Below are 16,839 nucleotides of genomic sequence, written 5' to 3'. Positions count from 1 at the left end.
GTGCACTCCTACTTGGCAACCGGCTGCGCGAAGCGCGCCAGATTGGTCTCATACTGCAGCTTTGCGGACTGATATTGCTTCGGCCAGGCAACATCGGTCAGGCCGATCTTGGCGGCCTCGTGCAGCGCCCAGGCCGAGTCGGCCAGATGCGGTCGTGCCAAGGCACAAAGGTCGGCACGCCCGGCAGCGATCACGGAATTGGCCTGGTCGGCGTCCGAAATCGCGCCCACGGCGATGGTCGCGATGCCGACCTCGTTGCGGATCTTGTCGGAGAACGGCGTCTGGAACAGGCGACCATAGACAGGTTGCTCCGCCTTCGACACCTGGCCCGACGAACAGTCGATCACGTCTGCACCGGCCTCCTTGAACATGGCCGCGAAGATCGCGGCGTCCTCCGGGGTGTTGCCGCCTTCGACCCAATCGTGACAGGACAGGCGCACCGACATCGGCTTGTCCGCTGGCCAGACCGCGCGCATTCCACGGAAAACCTCGAGCGGATAGCGCGCGCGGGCGGCGTGGTCGCCGCCATATTCGTCGGTTCGCACATTCGTCAGCGGCGACAGGAAGCAGGACATCAGGTAGCCATGCGCGCAGTGGAATTCGATCCAGTCAGCTCCCACGCTCGCCGCACGCAGGGTCGCGGAAACAAAGTCCGCCTTGACGCGATCCATGTCGGCGCGATCCATTTCCTTCGGAACCTGGCTGTGCGGCAGGTAGGGAATGGCGGAGGCCGAGATCAGCGGCCAGTCGTTGCTCTCAAGCGGCTGGTCGATGCCCTCCCAGGCAAGCTTGGTGGCTCCCTTGCGGCCGGCGTGCCCCAATTGGATGCCGGCCTTTGCCGCCGTATTGGCGTGTATGAAATCGACGACCTTCTTCCAGCCGGCAGTCTGCGCCTCGCTCCACAGCCCAAGGCAGCCATGCGTGATGCGGGCGTCCGGCGAGACGCAGGTCATTTCGCCGAATACGAGTCCGGCACCGCCCATGGCCCGGGCGCCGAGGTGAACGAGATGGAAGTCGCCGGGCACACCATCGACCGCAGAATACATTGCCATCGGAGAGACGACGATCCGGTTCGGCAGGGTCACGCCGCGCACGGAAAAGGGGGTGAACATTGGCGGCGCCCCGCGCGTGTCGGGCTGGACGTTCAGGCCCGACTTCTGCGCGAACCAGCGCTCGTAGCCCTCCAGCCACGCCTTGTCGCGAAGGCGCAGGTTCTCGTGGCTGATGCGCTGGGAGCGCGTGAGCATCGAATACATGAACTGCGCGGGCTCGAGCTGATCGGCATAGCGCTCGCCCACCACCTCGAACCATTCCATGGCATTGCGGGCAGCGTTCTGAATGCGGGCGACGTCGACGCGACGGACCTTCTCGTATTCCTCGAGCACCTTGGGCAGATTTTCCTTGCCGTGGCCGAGCCGCTCGAACTGCCGCGTCATTTCGATCGCGTCGTCGAGGGCGAGCTTGGTGCCTGACCCGATGGCGAAGTGCGCCGTATGGGCCGCATCCCCCATCAGGACGACGTGGGACGCGCCATTGAAGTGACTCCAGTGGCCGCAGATCAGGCGGCTGAAATTCAGCCAGGCGGAGCCGCGCAGATGGCGAGAATTGGTCATCAGCTTCGCGCCACCGAGGACATCGGCAAATATCTTCTCGCAGAAGGCGATCGAGCCCTCCTGGTCGAGCTCGCCGAGCTTGTGCTTCTGGAAGGCCTCCTCGGTGGTCTCGACGATGAAGGTCGAGGTCTTGTCGTCGAACCTGTAGATATGCGCCTGGAACCAGCCGTGCTCGGTCTTGCGAAAGTCAAACGTGAAGGCGTCGAACAGCTTGTTGGTGCCAAGCCAGATGTAGCGGTTGGGCCTTACGACGATGTCCGGCTGAAACTCCTTGACGTACCGGTTGCGAATTCTCGACGATATCCCGTCGGACGCAATGATGAGGTCGGCGTCGGGAAATTCGAGGTCAGACTCCACTTCACGATTGAAAATCAGTTCGACACCCAGCGCCTCGCAGCGCGCCTGCAAGATATTCAGCAGCTTCTTCCGGCCGATGCCGACAAAGCCGTGGCCGACCGTGCGGATTTTTTCGTTCTTGAACCACAGCTCGATATCGTCCCAATGGTTGAACGAATCGCGCACCTCATTGGCGGTTTCGGGATCCCATTGCGTCATCGCCTCCATCATCGCGTCGGAGAAGACGACGCCCCAGCCGAACGTGTCGTAGGGCTTGTTGCGTTCCACAACGGTGATCGAATGATCGGGATGCAGCTTCTTCATCAACAAGGCGAAGTACAGGCCTGCGGGGCCGCCACCGATACAAACGACGCGCATTGTCACAACCTCCCTGCTTCACGGCGGCTTAGTTATTTCATACATAAAATATTTATATATAAACTTATTGTCAAGCCCCATTTTTAAGGAAATGAAGCTGCCGCCAACACGGCATTTTCAGCTATAAAATGTTGGACTCCAAAATGAGGCGGATCATGAGCGTTGCGGATGCGACCGATGTTGAGGCGATGGTTCGCGACGAACCGGACGGGCGCAAGCGACATTTGCGTCTGTGGCTGCGCCTTCTGTCGTGCACCAATCTGATCAGCGCCGAAATCCGCCAAAGGCTGCGCGCCGAGTTCGAATTTACGCTGCCGCGCTTCGACCTCATGGCTCAGCTGTACCGGGAGCCGGCGGGGTTGCGCCTCGGCGAGCTCTCGAAGCGCATGATGGTAAGCAACGCCAATGTCACAGCACTCGTCGATCGACTGACCGCGGAGGGATTCGTGTCCCGCGAGGCTGTCCTGGAAGATCGCCGCGCACTGGTCGTGCGCCTTACCAAGGCGGGAACGACCGCCTTCGCGCAGATCGCGGCTGCGCACGAAGCCTGGCTGATCTCCATGTTCGGCGAACTGGATATCGCGACGATTGACCGCCTGATGCAGGAACTGGCTTCACTCAAGCGTTCGGTCATCAAGGTGACGACGGCCGCCTCGGACGCCGGGCCGGAAGACTGAGCCGCAAGTTTCGGCGGTCGCTCAAACGAGCCGCCGCCCGGTCCCGCCCGCCGCAAGCCCGGCCGACCCGCGCGCTTTCGATCGTTCCCGCCACCCCAACCGCCCCCATCGATGGCGGCTTGACCGGCCTATATATTTCATATATAAAATATCTAAAGACGAAATAATTATCCAACGTCCGGGATAGGGGCGGACCGCGGGATCACGTCTCTCAATTCGGCTGACCATGGCGGACGGCTGTCCGCCCATTATCGGATCAAGGGAGGAACAACAGATGACCAGGCAGGAATCGGAGCCGCATTCGTCCGAACGTCACGGCCTCGGCCCCGTCTCGCGCCGTCATGCGGGTGGCCTTGCGGCCCTCGGTCCAACCGGCCACGTCGATACGTTCACGCGCGACCGCTTGCCGCCGACCGAACAATGGCCGGACCTTCTGCTCGACCGGCCGGAATTTCAGTATCCGGACTATCTCAACGTCGCGGTCGAACTGACCGATCGGATCGTCGAACACGGCATGGGCGACCGCATCGCGCTCATCGGTAACGGCCGTCAACGCACCTACAAGGAATTGAGCGACTGGTCCAACCGGATCGCCCGCGCGCTCGTCGAGGATTACGGCGTCGTTCCCGGCGCCCGCGTCCTGATCCGCTCCGGCAACAACCCGGCTTTCGTCGCGGCCTGGCTCGGCGCCACCAAGGCCGGCGCGGTGGTCGTCAATACAATGCCGATGCTTCGCGCGGTCGAGCTGGCGAAAGTCGTCGACACGGCGGAGATCGCCCTCGCCCTTTGCGACAGCCGCATCGCCGATGAGCTGGTGGCTTGCGCAAAGGAGAGCCGCTTTCTCAAAAAGGTCGTCTGCTTCGATGGCACGTCGAGCCATGATGCCGAACTTGACCGCGTCGCACTCGGCAAGCCCGTCCGGTTCAATGCCGTCAAAACGGGCCGCGACGATGTCGCCCTGCTCGGATTTACATCGGGCACCACCGGAGAAGCCAAGGCGACCATGCATTTCCACCGCGATCTCCTGATCATTGCGGACGGCTATGCGCGCGAGGTGCTGAACGTCGGACCTGACGATGTCGTCGTCGGATCGCCGCCGCTTGCCTTCACCTTCGGGCTCGGCGGATTGGCGATATTTCCCCTGAGATTCGGAGCGGCGGCGGCGCTGCTTGAAAACGCCTCGCCCCCCAACCTGATAGAGTTGATCCAGACTCACAAGGCGACGATTTGCTTCACCGCGCCCACCGCCTATCGCGTGATGCTGGCGGCAGCAAATGACGGCGCCGATTTGTCCTCGCTGCGCATCGCCGTCTCCGCTGGAGAAACCCTGCCCGCCCCCATCTTTGACGAATGGACGCGCAAGGTCGGCAAGCCGATCCTTGACGGGATCGGCGCGACGGAAATGCTGCACATCTTCATCTCCAATCGCCTGGGAGACGCGGCCGCCGGCGCCACCGGGCGGCCGGTGACGGGCTATGGAGCCAAGGTCGTCGACGACAACATGAATGAGGCGCCGGACGGAACGCCTGGCCGTCTGGCCGTTCGTGGACCCACGGGCTGCCGATACCTGAACGGCTCGCGTCAGACTCAGTATGTGCGAGACGGCTGGAATCTCACCGGCGACGCTTTCGTGCGCGACGCCGAAGGGCGATTTCATTTTGCCTCGCGCACGGACGACATTATTCTCTCGGCCGGCTACAACATCGCCGGTCCGGAGGTCGAGGCCGCCCTTCTTTTGCATGCGGATGTCGCCGAATGTTGTGTGATCGGGGTCCCTGATGTGGAGCGCGGTCAGATTGTCGAAGCTCACGTCGTGCTGAGACCCGGGGTTGCCGCCGACGCCGAATGCGTGAGGCGTCTTCAGGATCACGTCAAATCGACGATCGCGCCCTTCAAATACCCACGATCGATCCGCTTTCACGACAGCTTGCCGAAGACGGCGACCGGGAAGGTGCAACGGTTCAAGTTGAAGGAAGGGCACTAAAGCGCGTTGAGATCAGGCTGAATCGTCATCGCGCTTTAGGTTCTTGATTGAGCATGATCTCCGCGCAAACGCGTTCCGCGTTTGTCGCGAGGGAAAACCGCTACACGCTTTTCCGGATCATGCTCTAGCTGCGGGGCACAACGTCTCCGCCGCAGCTTTCGACCGTTACGCGCAGCCACCCACGGAACGGGTTGAGCGCGCAGGGTTTCGAAGAATCACCCGGTTGGGATCGGGTGCAGCCTTGCCAGCTGGTCGAGCGGCAGTTTCGCTTCCCGATCCGTCAACTGGAAGCGGACAATAACGTCCTGACGGCCAAGCTGGCCCCAGAGCGCATCCGAAGACCACTTCTGCGGCTCTGGTCCGCGCAGACCTTCGACCCAGACTAGGTACCACTCCGTCATCGGAAGCGTCCCCGGACTCGAGCACTGCAAAAATTGCCGCCTGGCTGGCGGAGCACGCAATCTTGGGGATTGATAGCGCTTTGCTGTGCGCGAACCTAGACCTTTGATTAGCAGCGAGAAATTTGCGCTTCACTCTGTCTACGGGAGTAACCCAGAACGCACCAACGATGGCACGAACCCTGCATGGACCTAACGAAAGGCATGCTCATCAACGAAAGGTCAACATGCTCGTCACCCTCGTCGCCATTCTTTGCAACGGTCAATTGTGCCTGGAGAAAGTCGTTACCACAAGCGAGCAGTCGGGCATCACGATGAGCGCTTGTTCGGTAAATGCGCAGATCGGCATTGCCGACTGGCTTGCCAAAGGCCCGTATCACGAGTGGACGTTACAGAGTTACAAATGCGTCCTGGGTAAATATATTCCCAGGAGCCAGGCTTAAGTCGCGGACGTCAAGGATGCATTTTCCGGGCATCTGAGCGCGCCTGCCTTTGCGCCGACGACGATCACCTTTCTGGTGATCCGGCGGCCGGAAGCCGTGCATGCCATTAGGGCGGCGCGGCGCGCACGCTGCTTCAGAATGTTGCTTTCAGGCCGACATAGAAGGCCCGCGGCCGTGCTGGACTGAGCGAACGCGGATCGATAAAGGGCGCACCGCCGTTAGCCAGGTTGGGTATGGCCGCGGTGTCGAAAAACGTGCCGTAAGTCGCGTAGCGGTTATCAAGGACGTTATCGAGGCGGCCATAAAGACGGAACGTCTTGTCGATCTGATAGGACGCATGGAGGTTGAAAACGGCATAGGGCGGCAGCTTCGCCGCCTGGTTCGACTCATCGCCGACGAAATACTGACTGCCCACGAACAGGGCATCGCCGCCAACCTTGACGGCCTCCGTAATCGAGTAATCGAACCCCGCCTTGATCCGCTGCCGCGGCACGGCCGGGATCTGATTGCCCGGCAGGATCTGGACGTTGCCGTTGCTGTCGGCAAACGGACTGTTGGAGCCGACCTGCAGGGTGTCGAGAAAGCGCGCATCGACGAAGGCATAGCTTGCGTAGAACTGCAGTCTGGATGATTTCAGGTTGATTTCAGCCTCGATGCCTTGCCGGCGCGTCGAGCCGACATTCTGGAAGTAGCCGAAGCCCTGGAGCCGCGGGCTGGGGATGGCCAGGATGTCGTCGGTGTTCTTCGCGCGGAACATGCCGGCCTTCCAGCTCAATGTGCCGAGGCTCGTTTCCTGCGTGCCCCGCAGCCCGGCTTCGACGGTGCGCGATACCACCTGATTCAGGGGCGGATCGGAGACGAGAAAGGCCGCGATGATGCAGGGACGGGCCGGGTCCGCGCATCCCAATTCCAGCGGGGTCGGCGTGCGATTGGCTTCGGAGTAGCCGGCATAGGCGGTCAACCCCGGAGTGATCTTGTACGTGCCCCCGATGAGCGGGTTGAAACGATCGAAAGTTTCGCGTCCGTTGAGCGCGGTGCCGATCTGGTCCTCCAGCGCGATGCGGGCATCGTTGAACCGGCCGCCCGCAGTGATCGAAAACGCGTTGGTCACATCGAACGTGTCGAGCGCATAGAGCCCGCTGTATTGATTGGTGGTCCGCAGCGCGACCGGGCCGATCGAGACCGGGCTGCCCGACTGTCCGAGAAAGATGCCACTGCCGCTCACGACAAAGCCGGGACCGATGGTGCCGAGCTCGGCGCTGGCGGAAAATCGCGACACGCTGCTATCGAAGCTGGTGCCGACGACGAAGCGATTGTTGTGACCGAACAGCTGGTCGCTGTTGGTCGCCTGCAGCGATACGCCCGTGGTGGTCGAGCGCGTCACGGTTCGATCGAGTTCACCCAGCACCGCACCGCTGGCGAACGGATTGGCGAGCTGGGCGCCATTCAGGCCATTCGCCGGTGTCGTGTCGTCGCCAAAACACAGCAGTGCGGCATTGGCGGCGCACGGCTGCGCTCCGGTCGGATTCCCGTCCAGCACCTTCTGTTCGAAGACGCGAACATGGAGGCCGCTCTCGAGTGTCCAGCTCGGCGTGGCCTCGACCTTGCCCGTGAAATTGACATAGCCCACGCGGTTGTCGGTGACCTGCGGCGAGGTGTAGGTTGCGCCCCAATATTGCTGCAGCAGCTCGACCGGCGCGGTGGCGGTGGCGCCAAACCGGTTATCCGCCACGCCCATGTTGAGATGGAACTCGGTGCTGTCGCTCCGGTAGCCGACATCACCGTAGAACCGCTTGATATCCGATGCGGAGAAATTGCGAAAGCCGTCGTCGTGCACGCCCTCAAGCGCGGCGTAGGTCGCGAAGTTGTCGACCTGCTTACCCCACTGCACCGAGCTTTGGACACGGCCGAACGCGCCGCCCATCGTGTCGATTTCCGCGCCGTGATAGCCGAAGCCGTCCTTCATCTGAATGCTGACCGCGCCGCCGAGCGCGTTGAGGCCGAAGGCTGGATTGTTGGTCACCACCGTCGCCGACTTGATTGCAGTGGTCGGGATCAGATCCCAATTGACGGTATCGCCGAACGCCTCGTTGATGCGTACGCCGTTCTGGTAGACGGCCAGTCCCTGCGGCGTGCCGGCGACGGGCGAGGCCACGAACCCGCGGAATTCAACGTTCGGCTGAAATGGATTGCCCGAAACTTCGCTCAGCGTGACACCCGGCACGGCCTGCTGCAGCGCTTCAGCAATATTGAGCGAACCGGTGCGCTCGATCTGGCCAGATTCGACCACGTTAATGGCGGCGGGGACCTTGTCGACCTCGATGTTTGCGCCCGCGATCGGCGTCAGCGGATAGACGCGGACCCTTGGCAGCGAACGCGCGATGGCAGGGGCCGTTTTTGGTGGCGCAGGCTTGGCGCGCGGCCCTGGAATCGTCACCCGCAAGGGCGGCAACCTGTGAACATTGCCTGGCTCATCCTGCGCGTAGCCCTCCCCCGCGAGGGAGAGCGCCACCGATATCGACACCATCGACAGGGCACGCGTACTCACTTCCCATTCCATCGGCCATCTGGAATTCAGCCGCTGGACGATACGCGCGCCAACGCGCTGGCGCGCGTGCAAAAAGGCAAGTGCCGGGCGCGAGTTTTTCCCGAGAAACCCGGGAAAATTTCCCGATCGATGCAACGGACGGGTTCCGCACCAACGCACTGCCGGCGTGGTGGTTGAGAAGCTCTCTTCATTGCTGCTGCGAGTCCGTCAAGAGACCTTCTGAACCAAAACCACATTGAAATCATGGATTTCTACTGTGTCCCCGTGGGAATGAGCGCTTCCACCATGACACCGCCCTCGCCGGACGCGATCGAGAGTGTTCCGCCCAGCGCCAAAATCCGCTCCCGCATGCCAATCAGGCCAAAGCCAAGCTTGTGGTCGAATTGCAGGCCGCGACCATTGTCGCGCACCCGCACCAAGGCACAGCTGCGCCCAACCTGCTGTGAATTCGTCGGTTCGATGGTGACGTCAACGGTCGTGGCGCCGGCATGGCGAAAAACGTTGGTGAGCGATTCCTGGATGACCCGGTATATCGTCAAGTCGGCGGTCTCGCCGGTCGCGCCGAGCACCTGCGAAATGTGAGTCTTGATCGCGACGTCGGGATGGGATTCCCGCCATAGACGCAACAGCGCCTCAAGGGCGCCGCGAAGCCCGAGCTCGGCCAGCCCGACCGGACGCAGCCGCTCAAGCACCATGCGGTTGAGCTGCTGCAGCGCATTGACCTGCTTGAGAATCGCATCGCCATGCTTTTGCAGCGAACACACTTCCGGCTCGCCGGTCGCCGAAAGCCGCGCCAGCGCACCCGCATGAGCACGCAGCGTGAAGAGACACGGCCCGAATTCATCATGCAGCTCGCGGGCAATAGCCTTGCGTTCCCGATCCTGCAACGAGACCGCCCGCTCCGCGAGGCGCCGCTTGTCTTCGACGGCGTTTCCCAGCGTGGCCGCGAGGTGGTTCAGCTTGGCACAGATCGCCGCGAGTTCAGGCGCGCCACCGGGTGCAACGCGGGTGTCATAGGCCCCCTCCTCGATCTTCGTCATCGCGCGAGACAATGCCCCAAGCGGTGCCAGCGCGCGACCGACGACGCGCATGGTGACAAGGAGCAGCACGACAGCGATTGCGAGGCCGACCTCGAGCTGAGTGAGGATGCCATCCCAGATTTCCGCGATCTCGTCATTGGGGTGGGACGTAATGACAAGCGATTCCGGCTTGCCGTGGACCGCGACCGGCACCTCGATGGAAGTCTGCTCCGGATGGATCAGCTTGACGAACCAGCCGGGCGGCGGACGGGGATCTTCATTGTCGGCAGCGCGATCGGCGTCCGATGGCCCGCCAGCCTCGCTCTTTCGCGTGACGCTGACGTGACGAAGCCGATTGAGATGATCGGCAATCTGCTTCAGCTTGGCATCGGGGTCAGGCGTCGCGCCGAGGTCGGCACTGATCATTTCGACGAATTCGCGGACCAACCGTACGACGCTTTGATCTTCGGCGCGAACACGCGGTCCGGCCTCGACGACAAGCCGTGCAATGTTGACGGCGAGGCCAAGCGCAAGGAACAGCCCCAGCAGCAGGTTGATCCGGGCACGCAGGGAAAGGCTTCGCCACATCGGATTCATCCCAGCCCCCTTCATCCGGTTCCTTGACAAGACAGCGTTGACAGGCAAAACAGCCGGTTATCTAATGAAGTCTACAGTAACGTCGCGTGCGACGCATGTTCCGAGAGGACGCGCTGCCGACAAGCCGCGTTCGCTTGGCTTCGCGCATTGCGGCGATGCCGAAGGACGCGACTGCGGGATCCATGCCAATGCGCGTTTTGATCGTCGATGATCACCCCATTGTCGCATCGGGCTGTCGGACCTTGTTCGCCGACGATCCCGACATAGCGCTGTTGGAAGCGTCCGACGCCGAGAGCGGCGAACGCCTCTTCATCGTCGAACGCCCGGATGTCTGCGTGATCGATATCAACCTGCCGACCGTGTCTGGCTACGAGCTGGCGCGGCGAATCCTCGCGCGCGAGGCGTCGGCGCGCATCATCATGTTCAGCATGAACGATGATCCGATTTTTGCCGCGCGCGCGATCGAGGTCGGCGCAAAAGGCTACGTCTCAAAATCCGGCGATCCGTACGATCTGCTCGAGGCGATCCGCGAGGTCGGAAAAGGCAACACCTTCCTCAAGCCCGCGGTCGCGCGCAGCATCGCTTTTGCCGGACCGGCGTTTGCGCGAAGCCCGCTGTCGAAGCTGACTTCGCGCGAAATGGAGATCTTGCGCCTGATCAGCGCGGGCAAGAGCCTGTCCGAGATCGCCTGGCTGGTGCACTCCTCGTACAAGACCGTCGCCAACACGTCCTCGATCATGCGCCAGAAGCTTGGCGTGCGCACATCGACCGAGCTCGTCCGCCTCGCGATCGAGAATGGCGTTGCCTGACGCTCGCACCGCGATTCCCGGGGACTCAAAAGGCAGAATGCGAGCGGGGGTCGCGATCGGCGATTTCGTTGCCGGGCGTACGGAGATCTCATCATCATGGCAATTCAGACCGTTTCAACCAATCGATCTCACGGCGGAACGCAAGGCGTCTACCGCCACAGCAGCGAGCAGACCAGGACGGACATGACGTTCTCGGTCTACGTGCCGCCGCAAGCCGGGGGCGCGAAGCTGCCGGTGGTCTGGTATCTCTCGGGCCTGACCTGCACCCACGCGAACGTCACGGAAAAGGGCGAATTCCGCCGCACCTGCGCGGAACTCGGGTTGGTCTTCGTTGCACCCGACACCAGCCCACGCGGCGCCGACGTGCCCGGCGATCCCGCGGGCGCCTATGATTTCGGGCTGGGCGCGGGATTTTATCTCGATGCGACGGAGCCGCCCTTTGCGCGCAACTACCGCATGTGGAGCTATGTCACGGAAGAGCTGCCCAAAGTGGTTGCCGAGCACTTTCCTGTCGACCCCGGCCGCCAATCCATTCTCGGCCATTCCATGGGCGGACACGGCGCCTTGACCGCGGCGCTGCGTCATCCCGACCGCTACCGCGCCGCGAGCGCGTTCGCGCCGATCGTGGCACCATCACGGGTGCCCTGGGGCATCAAGGCGCTGGGCGGCTATCTCGGCCAGGATCAGCGGGCCTGGCGAAAGTATGACACCGTCGCGCTGATCGAGGATGGCGCGAGATATCCCGGCTTCCTCGTCGACTACGGCGACGCCGACCAGTTTCTCGCCGAGCAGCTGCGTCCGGAATTGCTGGCAGCGGCATGCGAAAAGGGCGGCATCCCTCTGCTGCTGCGCCGACAGCCCGGCTACGACCACAGCTACTATTTCATCTCCACCTTCATGGACGATCATCTGCGCTGGCACGCCGCGCGCCTGACGTGAGCACGCAGGCCTATTGCGGTTGTGGTTTGCCGTAGTTCGGCGCCAGCAGCCGATTGCGCACCAGATAGCTGGCCGCTCGCGACCAGGATTCGTCGGTATTGCCGCGGAAATCAGCGCTCATGGCAGTCACGAGGCGCCCGGTCTGGACGTCGCGCAAATAGATGTTCATGCTGAGGATGAGTTCGGAAACCTTCTGCACGACGCCGGTGATGACGAGGTCGGCGCCAAGCTGTCGCGCGTAGCGCACGTCGCAGCCGCCGCAGGCCTGCAGATTGCTGCCATGTGCAGCAACATTGACGGGCGAGATATCGACTATCTCGAACTTGCCGGAGTCTGCGAGTTGTCGGCGCACCTGATCGCCGGCCCGCTTCAGCCGCTCTTGCTCATCCTTTTGCGGCCCGCTGATCTCGCCCCGCAGGCTGGTATCGAGCAACTCGAAATCAAACACTGCAAGCTTCGGCAGATCGGCGCACACCGCTTCCGGCGCCGCCAATGTCAAGAAGATGATAACAGCGAATGCTCTCATGATCGTGACCTGCAAGACCGCCTTGCCGTCCCGCTACGACAAATTGCGGGTTGCACGCTACGACAATTCAGTCTTGCCTGAAAGAAACCGCGCCGCCAGTCAGGCGGTAAGAATGTCAGGGAGCGCCCATGATCCGGTGGTTGGTCGGTGCACTCGGCCTTTGCATCGCGGCCACGCCGGGGCTTGCCGCTGACCCCATCGAAATCAGCATCGGATATCTGGGCCAGGCCGGCGTGAGGTCGACATTGTCCCTGGTCGAGCAGCCGCCCGGCGACGATGGCATCGCCGGCGCCCGCCTCGCCATCGCGGACAACAACACCACGGGCAAGTTCCTGAACCAGCACTTCACCCTGGAAGTGGTGCGCCTCAAGGAGGGCGATGAGGCCGCAAAGGCCGCGACGACCCTTGCCGATCACAGCGGCTTCGTCATTGCCGATCTGCCGGCGGATCAGTTGCTGCAGGCCGCCGACGCGCTGCGGGACCGCGGAACGCTGCTGCTGAATGCCGGCGCGATCGACGACCGCCTGCGCGAAGAGGATTGCCGTGCCAACATCATCCATGTGGCGCCGACCCGCTCGATGCTCGCCGACGCGCTTGCCCAATATCTGGTTTGGAAGCAATGGAAGCGCTGGGTGCTGGTGGTCGGATCGCATGACCGCGACCGGCTCTACGCCGATGCGCTGCGGCGCGCGGCTACGCGCTTCGGCGCGAAGATCGTGCAGGAGAAGACGTTTGAGGATAGCGGCGGCGCGCGCCGCAGCGACAGCGGTGTGACCCTGATCCAGCGCCAGATGCCTGTGTTCACGCAGCAAGCACCTGCCTATGACGTCCTCGTCGCGGCCGATGAAAGCGAGGTCTTCGCCGCCTACCTGCCCTACCGCACCTGGGATCCGCGACCGGTGGCCGGTTCGGCCGGCCTCAAGCCCACGAGCTGGGATGCCGCGCATGACCAATGGGGGGCGATCCAGTTGCAGAACCGCTTCCAGAAAATGACGTCAAGGCGGATGACTGCGCTCGACATGCAGGCGTGGACCGCGGCACGCATGGTCGGAGAGGCCGCCGCACGGACCAACTCCGGTGACCCCAAGCGGCTGCTGGAGTTCATCAAGGGCCCCGACTTTTCCGTTGCGGCTTTCAAGGGGCAGCCTCTGACGCTGCGGGACTGGAACCTGCAGCTTCGCCAGCCCATCCTGCTCGCCGACGGCCGCATGGTCGTCTCGGTCTCACCTCAGGAAGGTTTTCTGCATCAGGTCTCGGAACTCGATACCCTCGGTGTCGACCGGCCCGAGACCAGGTGTAAGCTTCACTGACGACGGAGAATTCGTGCATGCGGCGCCATGCCCTGCTTTGCGTGATAGCCGGCTGGCTGGCAGCGGTTGCGCCCGCGCAGGCCTTCATCGCCTATGTCTCGAACGAGAAGGGCAATACGGTGTCGGTCATCGATACCAATACGTGGTCGCTCATCCATACCATCAAGGTCGGACAGCGGCCGCGCGGCATCGAATTCACGCGGGACGGCAAGTTCGTGCTGGTCGCAGTCGGCGACGACGACACGATCCAGGTGATCGACGTTGCAACCCGGCAAGTCGTCGACACGCTGCCCTCCGGGCCCGATCCCGAACTGTTCACCCAGGATCTCGCCGGCAAGACCCTGTACGTCGCCAACGAGAACGACAACACCGTCACCGTCGTCGATCTCGAAAAGCGCACCCGCGTCGGCGACATCCAGGTCGGAGTGGAGCCCGAGGGCATGGCCGTCAGCCCGGACGGCAAGATCCTGATCAACACCTCCGAAACGACCAACATGGCGCATTTCATCGATGTCGCGTCGCGCCGCATCGTTGCCAACGTGCTGGTCGACTCGCGCCCGCGCTACGCCGAATTCAAGCGTGATGGATCCGAATTATGGGTCTCGTCCGAAATCGGCGGCACCGTATCGATCATCGATCCCGCCAAGCACGTGGTGACCGGCAAGATCGAATTCAGCATTCCCGGCCTGCGGCGGGAAGCGATCCAGCCGGTCGGCATCAGCATCACCCGGGACGGCAAGACCGGGTTCGTTGCACTTGGCCCGGCCAATCGGATCGCCGTCGTCGACGGCACGAGCCACGCGGTCACCAAATATCTTCTCGTCGGCCAACGGGTCTGGCATACCGCCTTCACGCCGGACGAAAAATATCTGCTGGTCACGAACGGCGTCTCAAACGACGTCTCCGTGATCGACGTCGCCGCGCTGAAAGTCATCAAGACGATCCAGGTCGGCGAGCTGCCCTGGGGCATCACGATTGCGCAGCCATGACGATAACCGAAGCGCCCGCTGCCGGCCGAGAGCCGGCCACCGACCCGAAGCCCGGCCTTCACACCGCGCCGGCTCTATCGATCGCGGGTCTCAGCCATTCCTATGGTGCAAGACGCGCTCTTGACAACATCAGCTTCACGGTCGCGCCTGCCGGCTTCACCGCGCTGCTCGGCCTGAACGGTGCCGGCAAGAGCACCCTGTTCTCGCTGGTGACGCGTCTGTTCGGGATTCAGTCGGGACACGTCAGCATCTTCGGCCATGACATCGGCCGCGAACCCGGCGAGGCGCTGCGGCTGATGGGCGTCGTGTTCCAGCCGCGGACACTCGACCTGGATCTCTCGGTCAGGCAGAACCTGCTCTACCACGCCGCCTTGCATGGCATCGGCAGGCGCGATGCCATCGAGCGTAGCCATCGCCTGCTGCCACATATCGGTCTTGCCGACCGCGCCAGCAGCAAGGTTCGCGATCTCTCGGGCGGACAGATGCGGCGGCTCGAAATCGCACGCGCTCTGCTGCACCGGCCGCGCCTGCTTCTGCTCGATGAGGCGACCGTCGGGCTCGATGTGAGGGCTCGCGCCGATATCCTGACCCATGTGCGGCAGCTCGTGGCCGAACAGAACATCGGCGTGCTCTGGGCCACGCATTTACTGGATGAGGTCACGGCAAGCGACGAGCTCGTGATCCTGCATGAAGGCCGCATCCTGGCATCCGGCCCGGCCGCGCGCGTCATCGCCGAGGCCGGGGGCGATGACATTCAATCCGCCTTCAGGCGCCTCACCGACGCAGCCGCAAAACCGGGAAACCTCCGGTCATGAGCGCGACGACGATCGAGAACGAACGGAGCGGCTTTTCGCTTGCGGAGTACGCGACCTGCCTGATCGGCATCGTCTGGCGCGAGGGGCTGCGCTTCCTGCATCAGCGCGAGCGCTTCATCTCGGCGCTGGTGAGGCCGCTGGTCTGGCTGTTCATTTTCGCCGCCGGTTTCCGTCAGGTGCTTGGTATCTCCATCATCCCGCCCTACGAGACCTACGTCCTTTACGAGGTCTATATCGCGCCCGGCTTGATGGCGATGATCCAGCTCTTCAACGGCATGCAGTCATCGCTGTCGATGGTCTACGACCGCGAGATGGGGAACATGCGCACCTTGCTGGTGAGCCCGCTGCCGCGATGGTACCTGCTGCTTTGCAAGCTCCTCGCCGGAACCGCGGTTTCGCTGCTCCAGGTCTATGCCTTCCTGCTGATCGCCTGGTTCTGGGACATCGAGCCGCCGCCGCTCGGCTATCTGACGGTGCTGCCGGCGCTGGTGCTGTCGGGCTTGATGCTCGGAGCCCTCGGCATGCTGATTTCCTCCGGCATTCGCCAGCTCGAGAACTTTGCCGGCGTGATGAACTTCGTCATCTTCCCGATGTTTTTTGCTTCCTCCGCGCTCTATCCGCTCTGGCGGGTTCAGGAAGGAAGTCCGTTTCTCTACTACGTCTGTCAGATCAATCCGTTCACCCACGCGGTGGAACTGATCCGCTTCGCCTTTTACATGAAGATGAACTGGGTTTCGTTCGCCGTGGTGGCGGGCTGCACGGTTGCCTTCATGGTCGGAGCCATCTACGCCTACGATCCATCACGCGGCTTCAGCCGTCGCGGCCCCGCCGGAGGCGAGACATGAGTTGGCGGATCACGATGATCGGCGCGCTGATCGCGGTCGCGGCCTCCGGCGAATTCAGCCTTGCAGCCGATCCGCGCTTTCCGGACTGGCCATGTGCGCAAGCCAAGGTTCCGGAAATATCCCTGCCGGCGGTGTGGGCCGGGCCTTCGCTTGACGATGTCCAGGACAAGTGGAAGGACGACGCCAAGCTTGCCGCGCTCGTGGCGCGGCTCGCCGCGCGCCGTACCCCGCTTGAGGAAGCGCAAAAGGACGCCAGCGAGTTCATCACCAGTTCGACCGACAAGCTTGCAGCCGGCAAGCAGTTGTTCGCCGGTCTGTTCGATACGCTCAATGCGCAGCGCTCTTCGGTCATGAATGGCCTCGAGCGCGTCATGCGCAAGCAGCGAACAGCTGCGGAGAAGATCCGGTCTGACACGCTGGCGCTGCAAGCCCTGCAGGATGCTTCCCCGCCGGACCAGCCCAAGATCGACGAGCTGAGCAATCAGCTGATTTGGGAGACCCGGATTTTCGAGGATCGGCGCCGGGTCGTGAAATTTGTCTGCGACGTTCCGACCACGATCGATCAGCGGCTGTTCGCGCTCGGCCGCGTGATCCAGCAGGAAATGGAGTAGCA

15 protein-coding genes are annotated in these 16,839 nt (G+C 62.7%); 10 read left to right on the top strand and 5 right to left on the bottom strand.

The window, feature by feature from the left end:
- Nucleotides 1-8 precede the first annotated feature (8 nt).
- The gene (locus QOU61_RS08970; protein WP_289657744.1) at nt 9-2,327 is read right to left on the bottom strand and encodes a bifunctional salicylyl-CoA 5-hydroxylase/oxidoreductase; all 2,319 of its coding nucleotides are present in this window, start codon (nt 2,325-2,327) and stop codon (nt 9-11) included.
- 155 nt (nt 2,328-2,482) lie between these two features.
- Between QOU61_RS08970 and QOU61_RS08965 the strand changes: the two genes are divergently transcribed.
- Entirely contained in the window at nt 2,483-3,004 is a 522-nt protein-coding gene (locus QOU61_RS08965) for a MarR family winged helix-turn-helix transcriptional regulator (protein WP_289657743.1), read from the top strand.
- Between the two features lie 274 nt (nt 3,005-3,278).
- Entirely contained in the window at nt 3,279-4,988 is a 1,710-nt protein-coding gene (locus QOU61_RS08960; protein WP_502876906.1) for an AMP-binding protein, read from the top strand.
- A gap of 215 nt (nt 4,989-5,203) precedes the next feature.
- Here QOU61_RS08960 and QOU61_RS08955 read toward each other — a convergent pair whose 3' ends face one another.
- Nucleotides 5,204-5,389: a hypothetical protein gene (locus QOU61_RS08955; protein WP_289657742.1), complete on the bottom strand. Its 186-nt coding sequence runs from the start codon at nt 5,387-5,389 to the stop codon at nt 5,204-5,206.
- Between the two features lie 224 nt (nt 5,390-5,613).
- Here QOU61_RS08955 and QOU61_RS08950 point away from each other — a divergent pair, with 224 nt between their 5' ends.
- Nucleotides 5,614-5,829: a hypothetical protein gene (locus QOU61_RS08950; protein ID WP_289657741.1), complete on the top strand. Its 216-nt coding sequence runs from the start codon at nt 5,614-5,616 to the stop codon at nt 5,827-5,829.
- Nucleotides 5,830-5,962: 133 nt separating this feature from the next.
- On the opposite strand, the gene QOU61_RS08945 is transcribed toward QOU61_RS08950, so the two are convergent.
- Both QOU61_RS08945 and QOU61_RS08940 read right to left on the bottom strand, forming a co-directional pair.
- The gene (locus tag QOU61_RS08945; RefSeq protein WP_502876905.1) at nt 5,963-8,389 is read right to left on the bottom strand and encodes a TonB-dependent receptor; all 2,427 of its coding nucleotides are present in this window, start codon (nt 8,387-8,389) and stop codon (nt 5,963-5,965) included.
- 239 nt (nt 8,390-8,628) lie between these two features.
- Entirely contained in the window at nt 8,629-9,984 is a 1,356-nt protein-coding gene (locus QOU61_RS08940; protein WP_289657740.1) for a histidine kinase, read from the bottom strand.
- Nucleotides 9,985-10,181: 197 nt separating this feature from the next.
- On the opposite strand from QOU61_RS08940, the gene QOU61_RS08935 reads away from it, so the two are divergent.
- Nucleotides 10,182-10,802 carry a response regulator transcription factor gene (locus QOU61_RS08935; RefSeq protein ID WP_289657739.1) on the top strand — a complete coding sequence of 207 codons (621 nt, stop codon included), beginning with the start codon at nt 10,182-10,184 and terminating at the stop codon, nt 10,800-10,802.
- Nucleotides 10,803-10,898: 96 nt separating this feature from the next.
- On the top strand, nt 10,899-11,741 hold the full coding sequence (gene fghA / locus QOU61_RS08930) for an S-formylglutathione hydrolase (RefSeq protein ID WP_289657738.1): 843 nt from the start codon (nt 10,899-10,901) through the stop codon (nt 11,739-11,741).
- Between the two features lie 10 nt (nt 11,742-11,751).
- On the opposite strand, the gene QOU61_RS08925 is transcribed toward fghA, so the two are convergent.
- A complete protein-coding gene (locus QOU61_RS08925; RefSeq protein WP_289661406.1) occupies nt 11,752-12,267 on the bottom strand; it encodes a DUF3280 domain-containing protein in 516 nt (171 codons plus the stop codon).
- A gap of 128 nt (nt 12,268-12,395) precedes the next feature.
- On the opposite strand from QOU61_RS08925, the gene QOU61_RS08920 reads away from it, so the two are divergent.
- From QOU61_RS08920 to QOU61_RS08900, 5 genes are read left to right on the top strand one after another with little or no spacing between them, the layout of a single operon-like run.
- Nucleotides 12,396-13,577 carry a lanthanide ABC transporter ABC transporter substrate-binding protein PedA1 gene (locus tag QOU61_RS08920; protein ID WP_289657737.1) on the top strand — a complete coding sequence of 394 codons (1,182 nt, stop codon included), beginning with the start codon at nt 12,396-12,398 and terminating at the stop codon, nt 13,575-13,577.
- A gap of 17 nt (nt 13,578-13,594) precedes the next feature.
- Complete coding sequence (locus QOU61_RS08915) at nt 13,595-14,566, top strand: YVTN family beta-propeller repeat protein (protein WP_289657736.1); 972 nt, start codon at nt 13,595-13,597, stop codon at nt 14,564-14,566.
- Nucleotides 14,563-15,381, top strand: a complete 819-nt coding sequence (locus QOU61_RS08910) for a lanthanide ABC transporter ATP-binding protein PedB/LutE (protein WP_289657735.1) — start codon at nt 14,563-14,565, stop codon at nt 15,379-15,381. The genes QOU61_RS08915 and QOU61_RS08910 overlap by 4 nt, the downstream gene beginning before the upstream one ends.
- Nucleotides 15,378-16,226, top strand: a complete 849-nt coding sequence (locus tag QOU61_RS08905; protein ID WP_289657734.1) for a lanthanide ABC transporter permease protein PedC — start codon at nt 15,378-15,380, stop codon at nt 16,224-16,226. The genes QOU61_RS08910 and QOU61_RS08905 overlap by 4 nt, the downstream gene beginning before the upstream one ends.
- Nucleotides 16,223-16,837: a hypothetical protein gene (locus QOU61_RS08900; RefSeq protein WP_289657733.1), complete on the top strand. Its 615-nt coding sequence runs from the start codon at nt 16,223-16,225 to the stop codon at nt 16,835-16,837. Before QOU61_RS08905 ends, QOU61_RS08900 begins: the two co-directional genes overlap by 4 nt.
- Nucleotides 16,838-16,839 lie beyond the last annotated feature (2 nt).

This window comes from Bradyrhizobium sp. NP1 (assembly GCF_030378205.1).
Classification (GTDB): domain Bacteria; phylum Pseudomonadota; class Alphaproteobacteria; order Rhizobiales; family Xanthobacteraceae; genus Bradyrhizobium.
The sequence above is the reverse complement of the archived record's forward strand: the minus strand, read 5'-3'. Positions and strand labels throughout refer to the sequence as shown.

Coding starts and splice junctions, on each gene's coding strand:
- QOU61_RS08970 (WP_289657744.1), bottom strand. CDS start 2,327: ATGCGCGTCGTTTGTATCGGTGGCGGCCCCGCAGGCCTGTACTTCGCC.
- QOU61_RS08965 (WP_289657743.1), top strand. CDS start 2,483: ATGAGCGTTGCGGATGCGACCGATGTTGAGGCGATGGTTCGCGACGAA.
- QOU61_RS08960 (WP_502876906.1), top strand. CDS start 3,279: ATGACCAGGCAGGAATCGGAGCCGCATTCGTCCGAACGTCACGGCCTC.
- QOU61_RS08955 (WP_289657742.1), bottom strand. CDS start 5,389: ATGACGGAGTGGTACCTAGTCTGGGTCGAAGGTCTGCGCGGACCAGAG.
- QOU61_RS08950 (WP_289657741.1), top strand. CDS start 5,614: ATGCTCGTCACCCTCGTCGCCATTCTTTGCAACGGTCAATTGTGCCTG.
- QOU61_RS08945 (WP_502876905.1), bottom strand. CDS start 8,389: ATGGAATGGGAAGTGAGTACGCGTGCCCTGTCGATGGTGTCGATATCG.
- QOU61_RS08940 (WP_289657740.1), bottom strand. CDS start 9,984: ATGTGGCGAAGCCTTTCCCTGCGTGCCCGGATCAACCTGCTGCTGGGG.
- QOU61_RS08935 (WP_289657739.1), top strand. CDS start 10,182: ATGCGCGTTTTGATCGTCGATGATCACCCCATTGTCGCATCGGGCTGT.
- fghA (WP_289657738.1), top strand. CDS start 10,899: ATGGCAATTCAGACCGTTTCAACCAATCGATCTCACGGCGGAACGCAA.
- QOU61_RS08925 (WP_289661406.1), bottom strand. CDS start 12,267: ATGAGAGCATTCGCTGTTATCATCTTCTTGACATTGGCGGCGCCGGAA.
- QOU61_RS08920 (WP_289657737.1), top strand. CDS start 12,396: ATGATCCGGTGGTTGGTCGGTGCACTCGGCCTTTGCATCGCGGCCACG.
- QOU61_RS08915 (WP_289657736.1), top strand. CDS start 13,595: ATGCGGCGCCATGCCCTGCTTTGCGTGATAGCCGGCTGGCTGGCAGCG.
- QOU61_RS08910 (WP_289657735.1), top strand. CDS start 14,563: ATGACGATAACCGAAGCGCCCGCTGCCGGCCGAGAGCCGGCCACCGAC.
- QOU61_RS08905 (WP_289657734.1), top strand. CDS start 15,378: ATGAGCGCGACGACGATCGAGAACGAACGGAGCGGCTTTTCGCTTGCG.
- QOU61_RS08900 (WP_289657733.1), top strand. CDS start 16,223: ATGAGTTGGCGGATCACGATGATCGGCGCGCTGATCGCGGTCGCGGCC.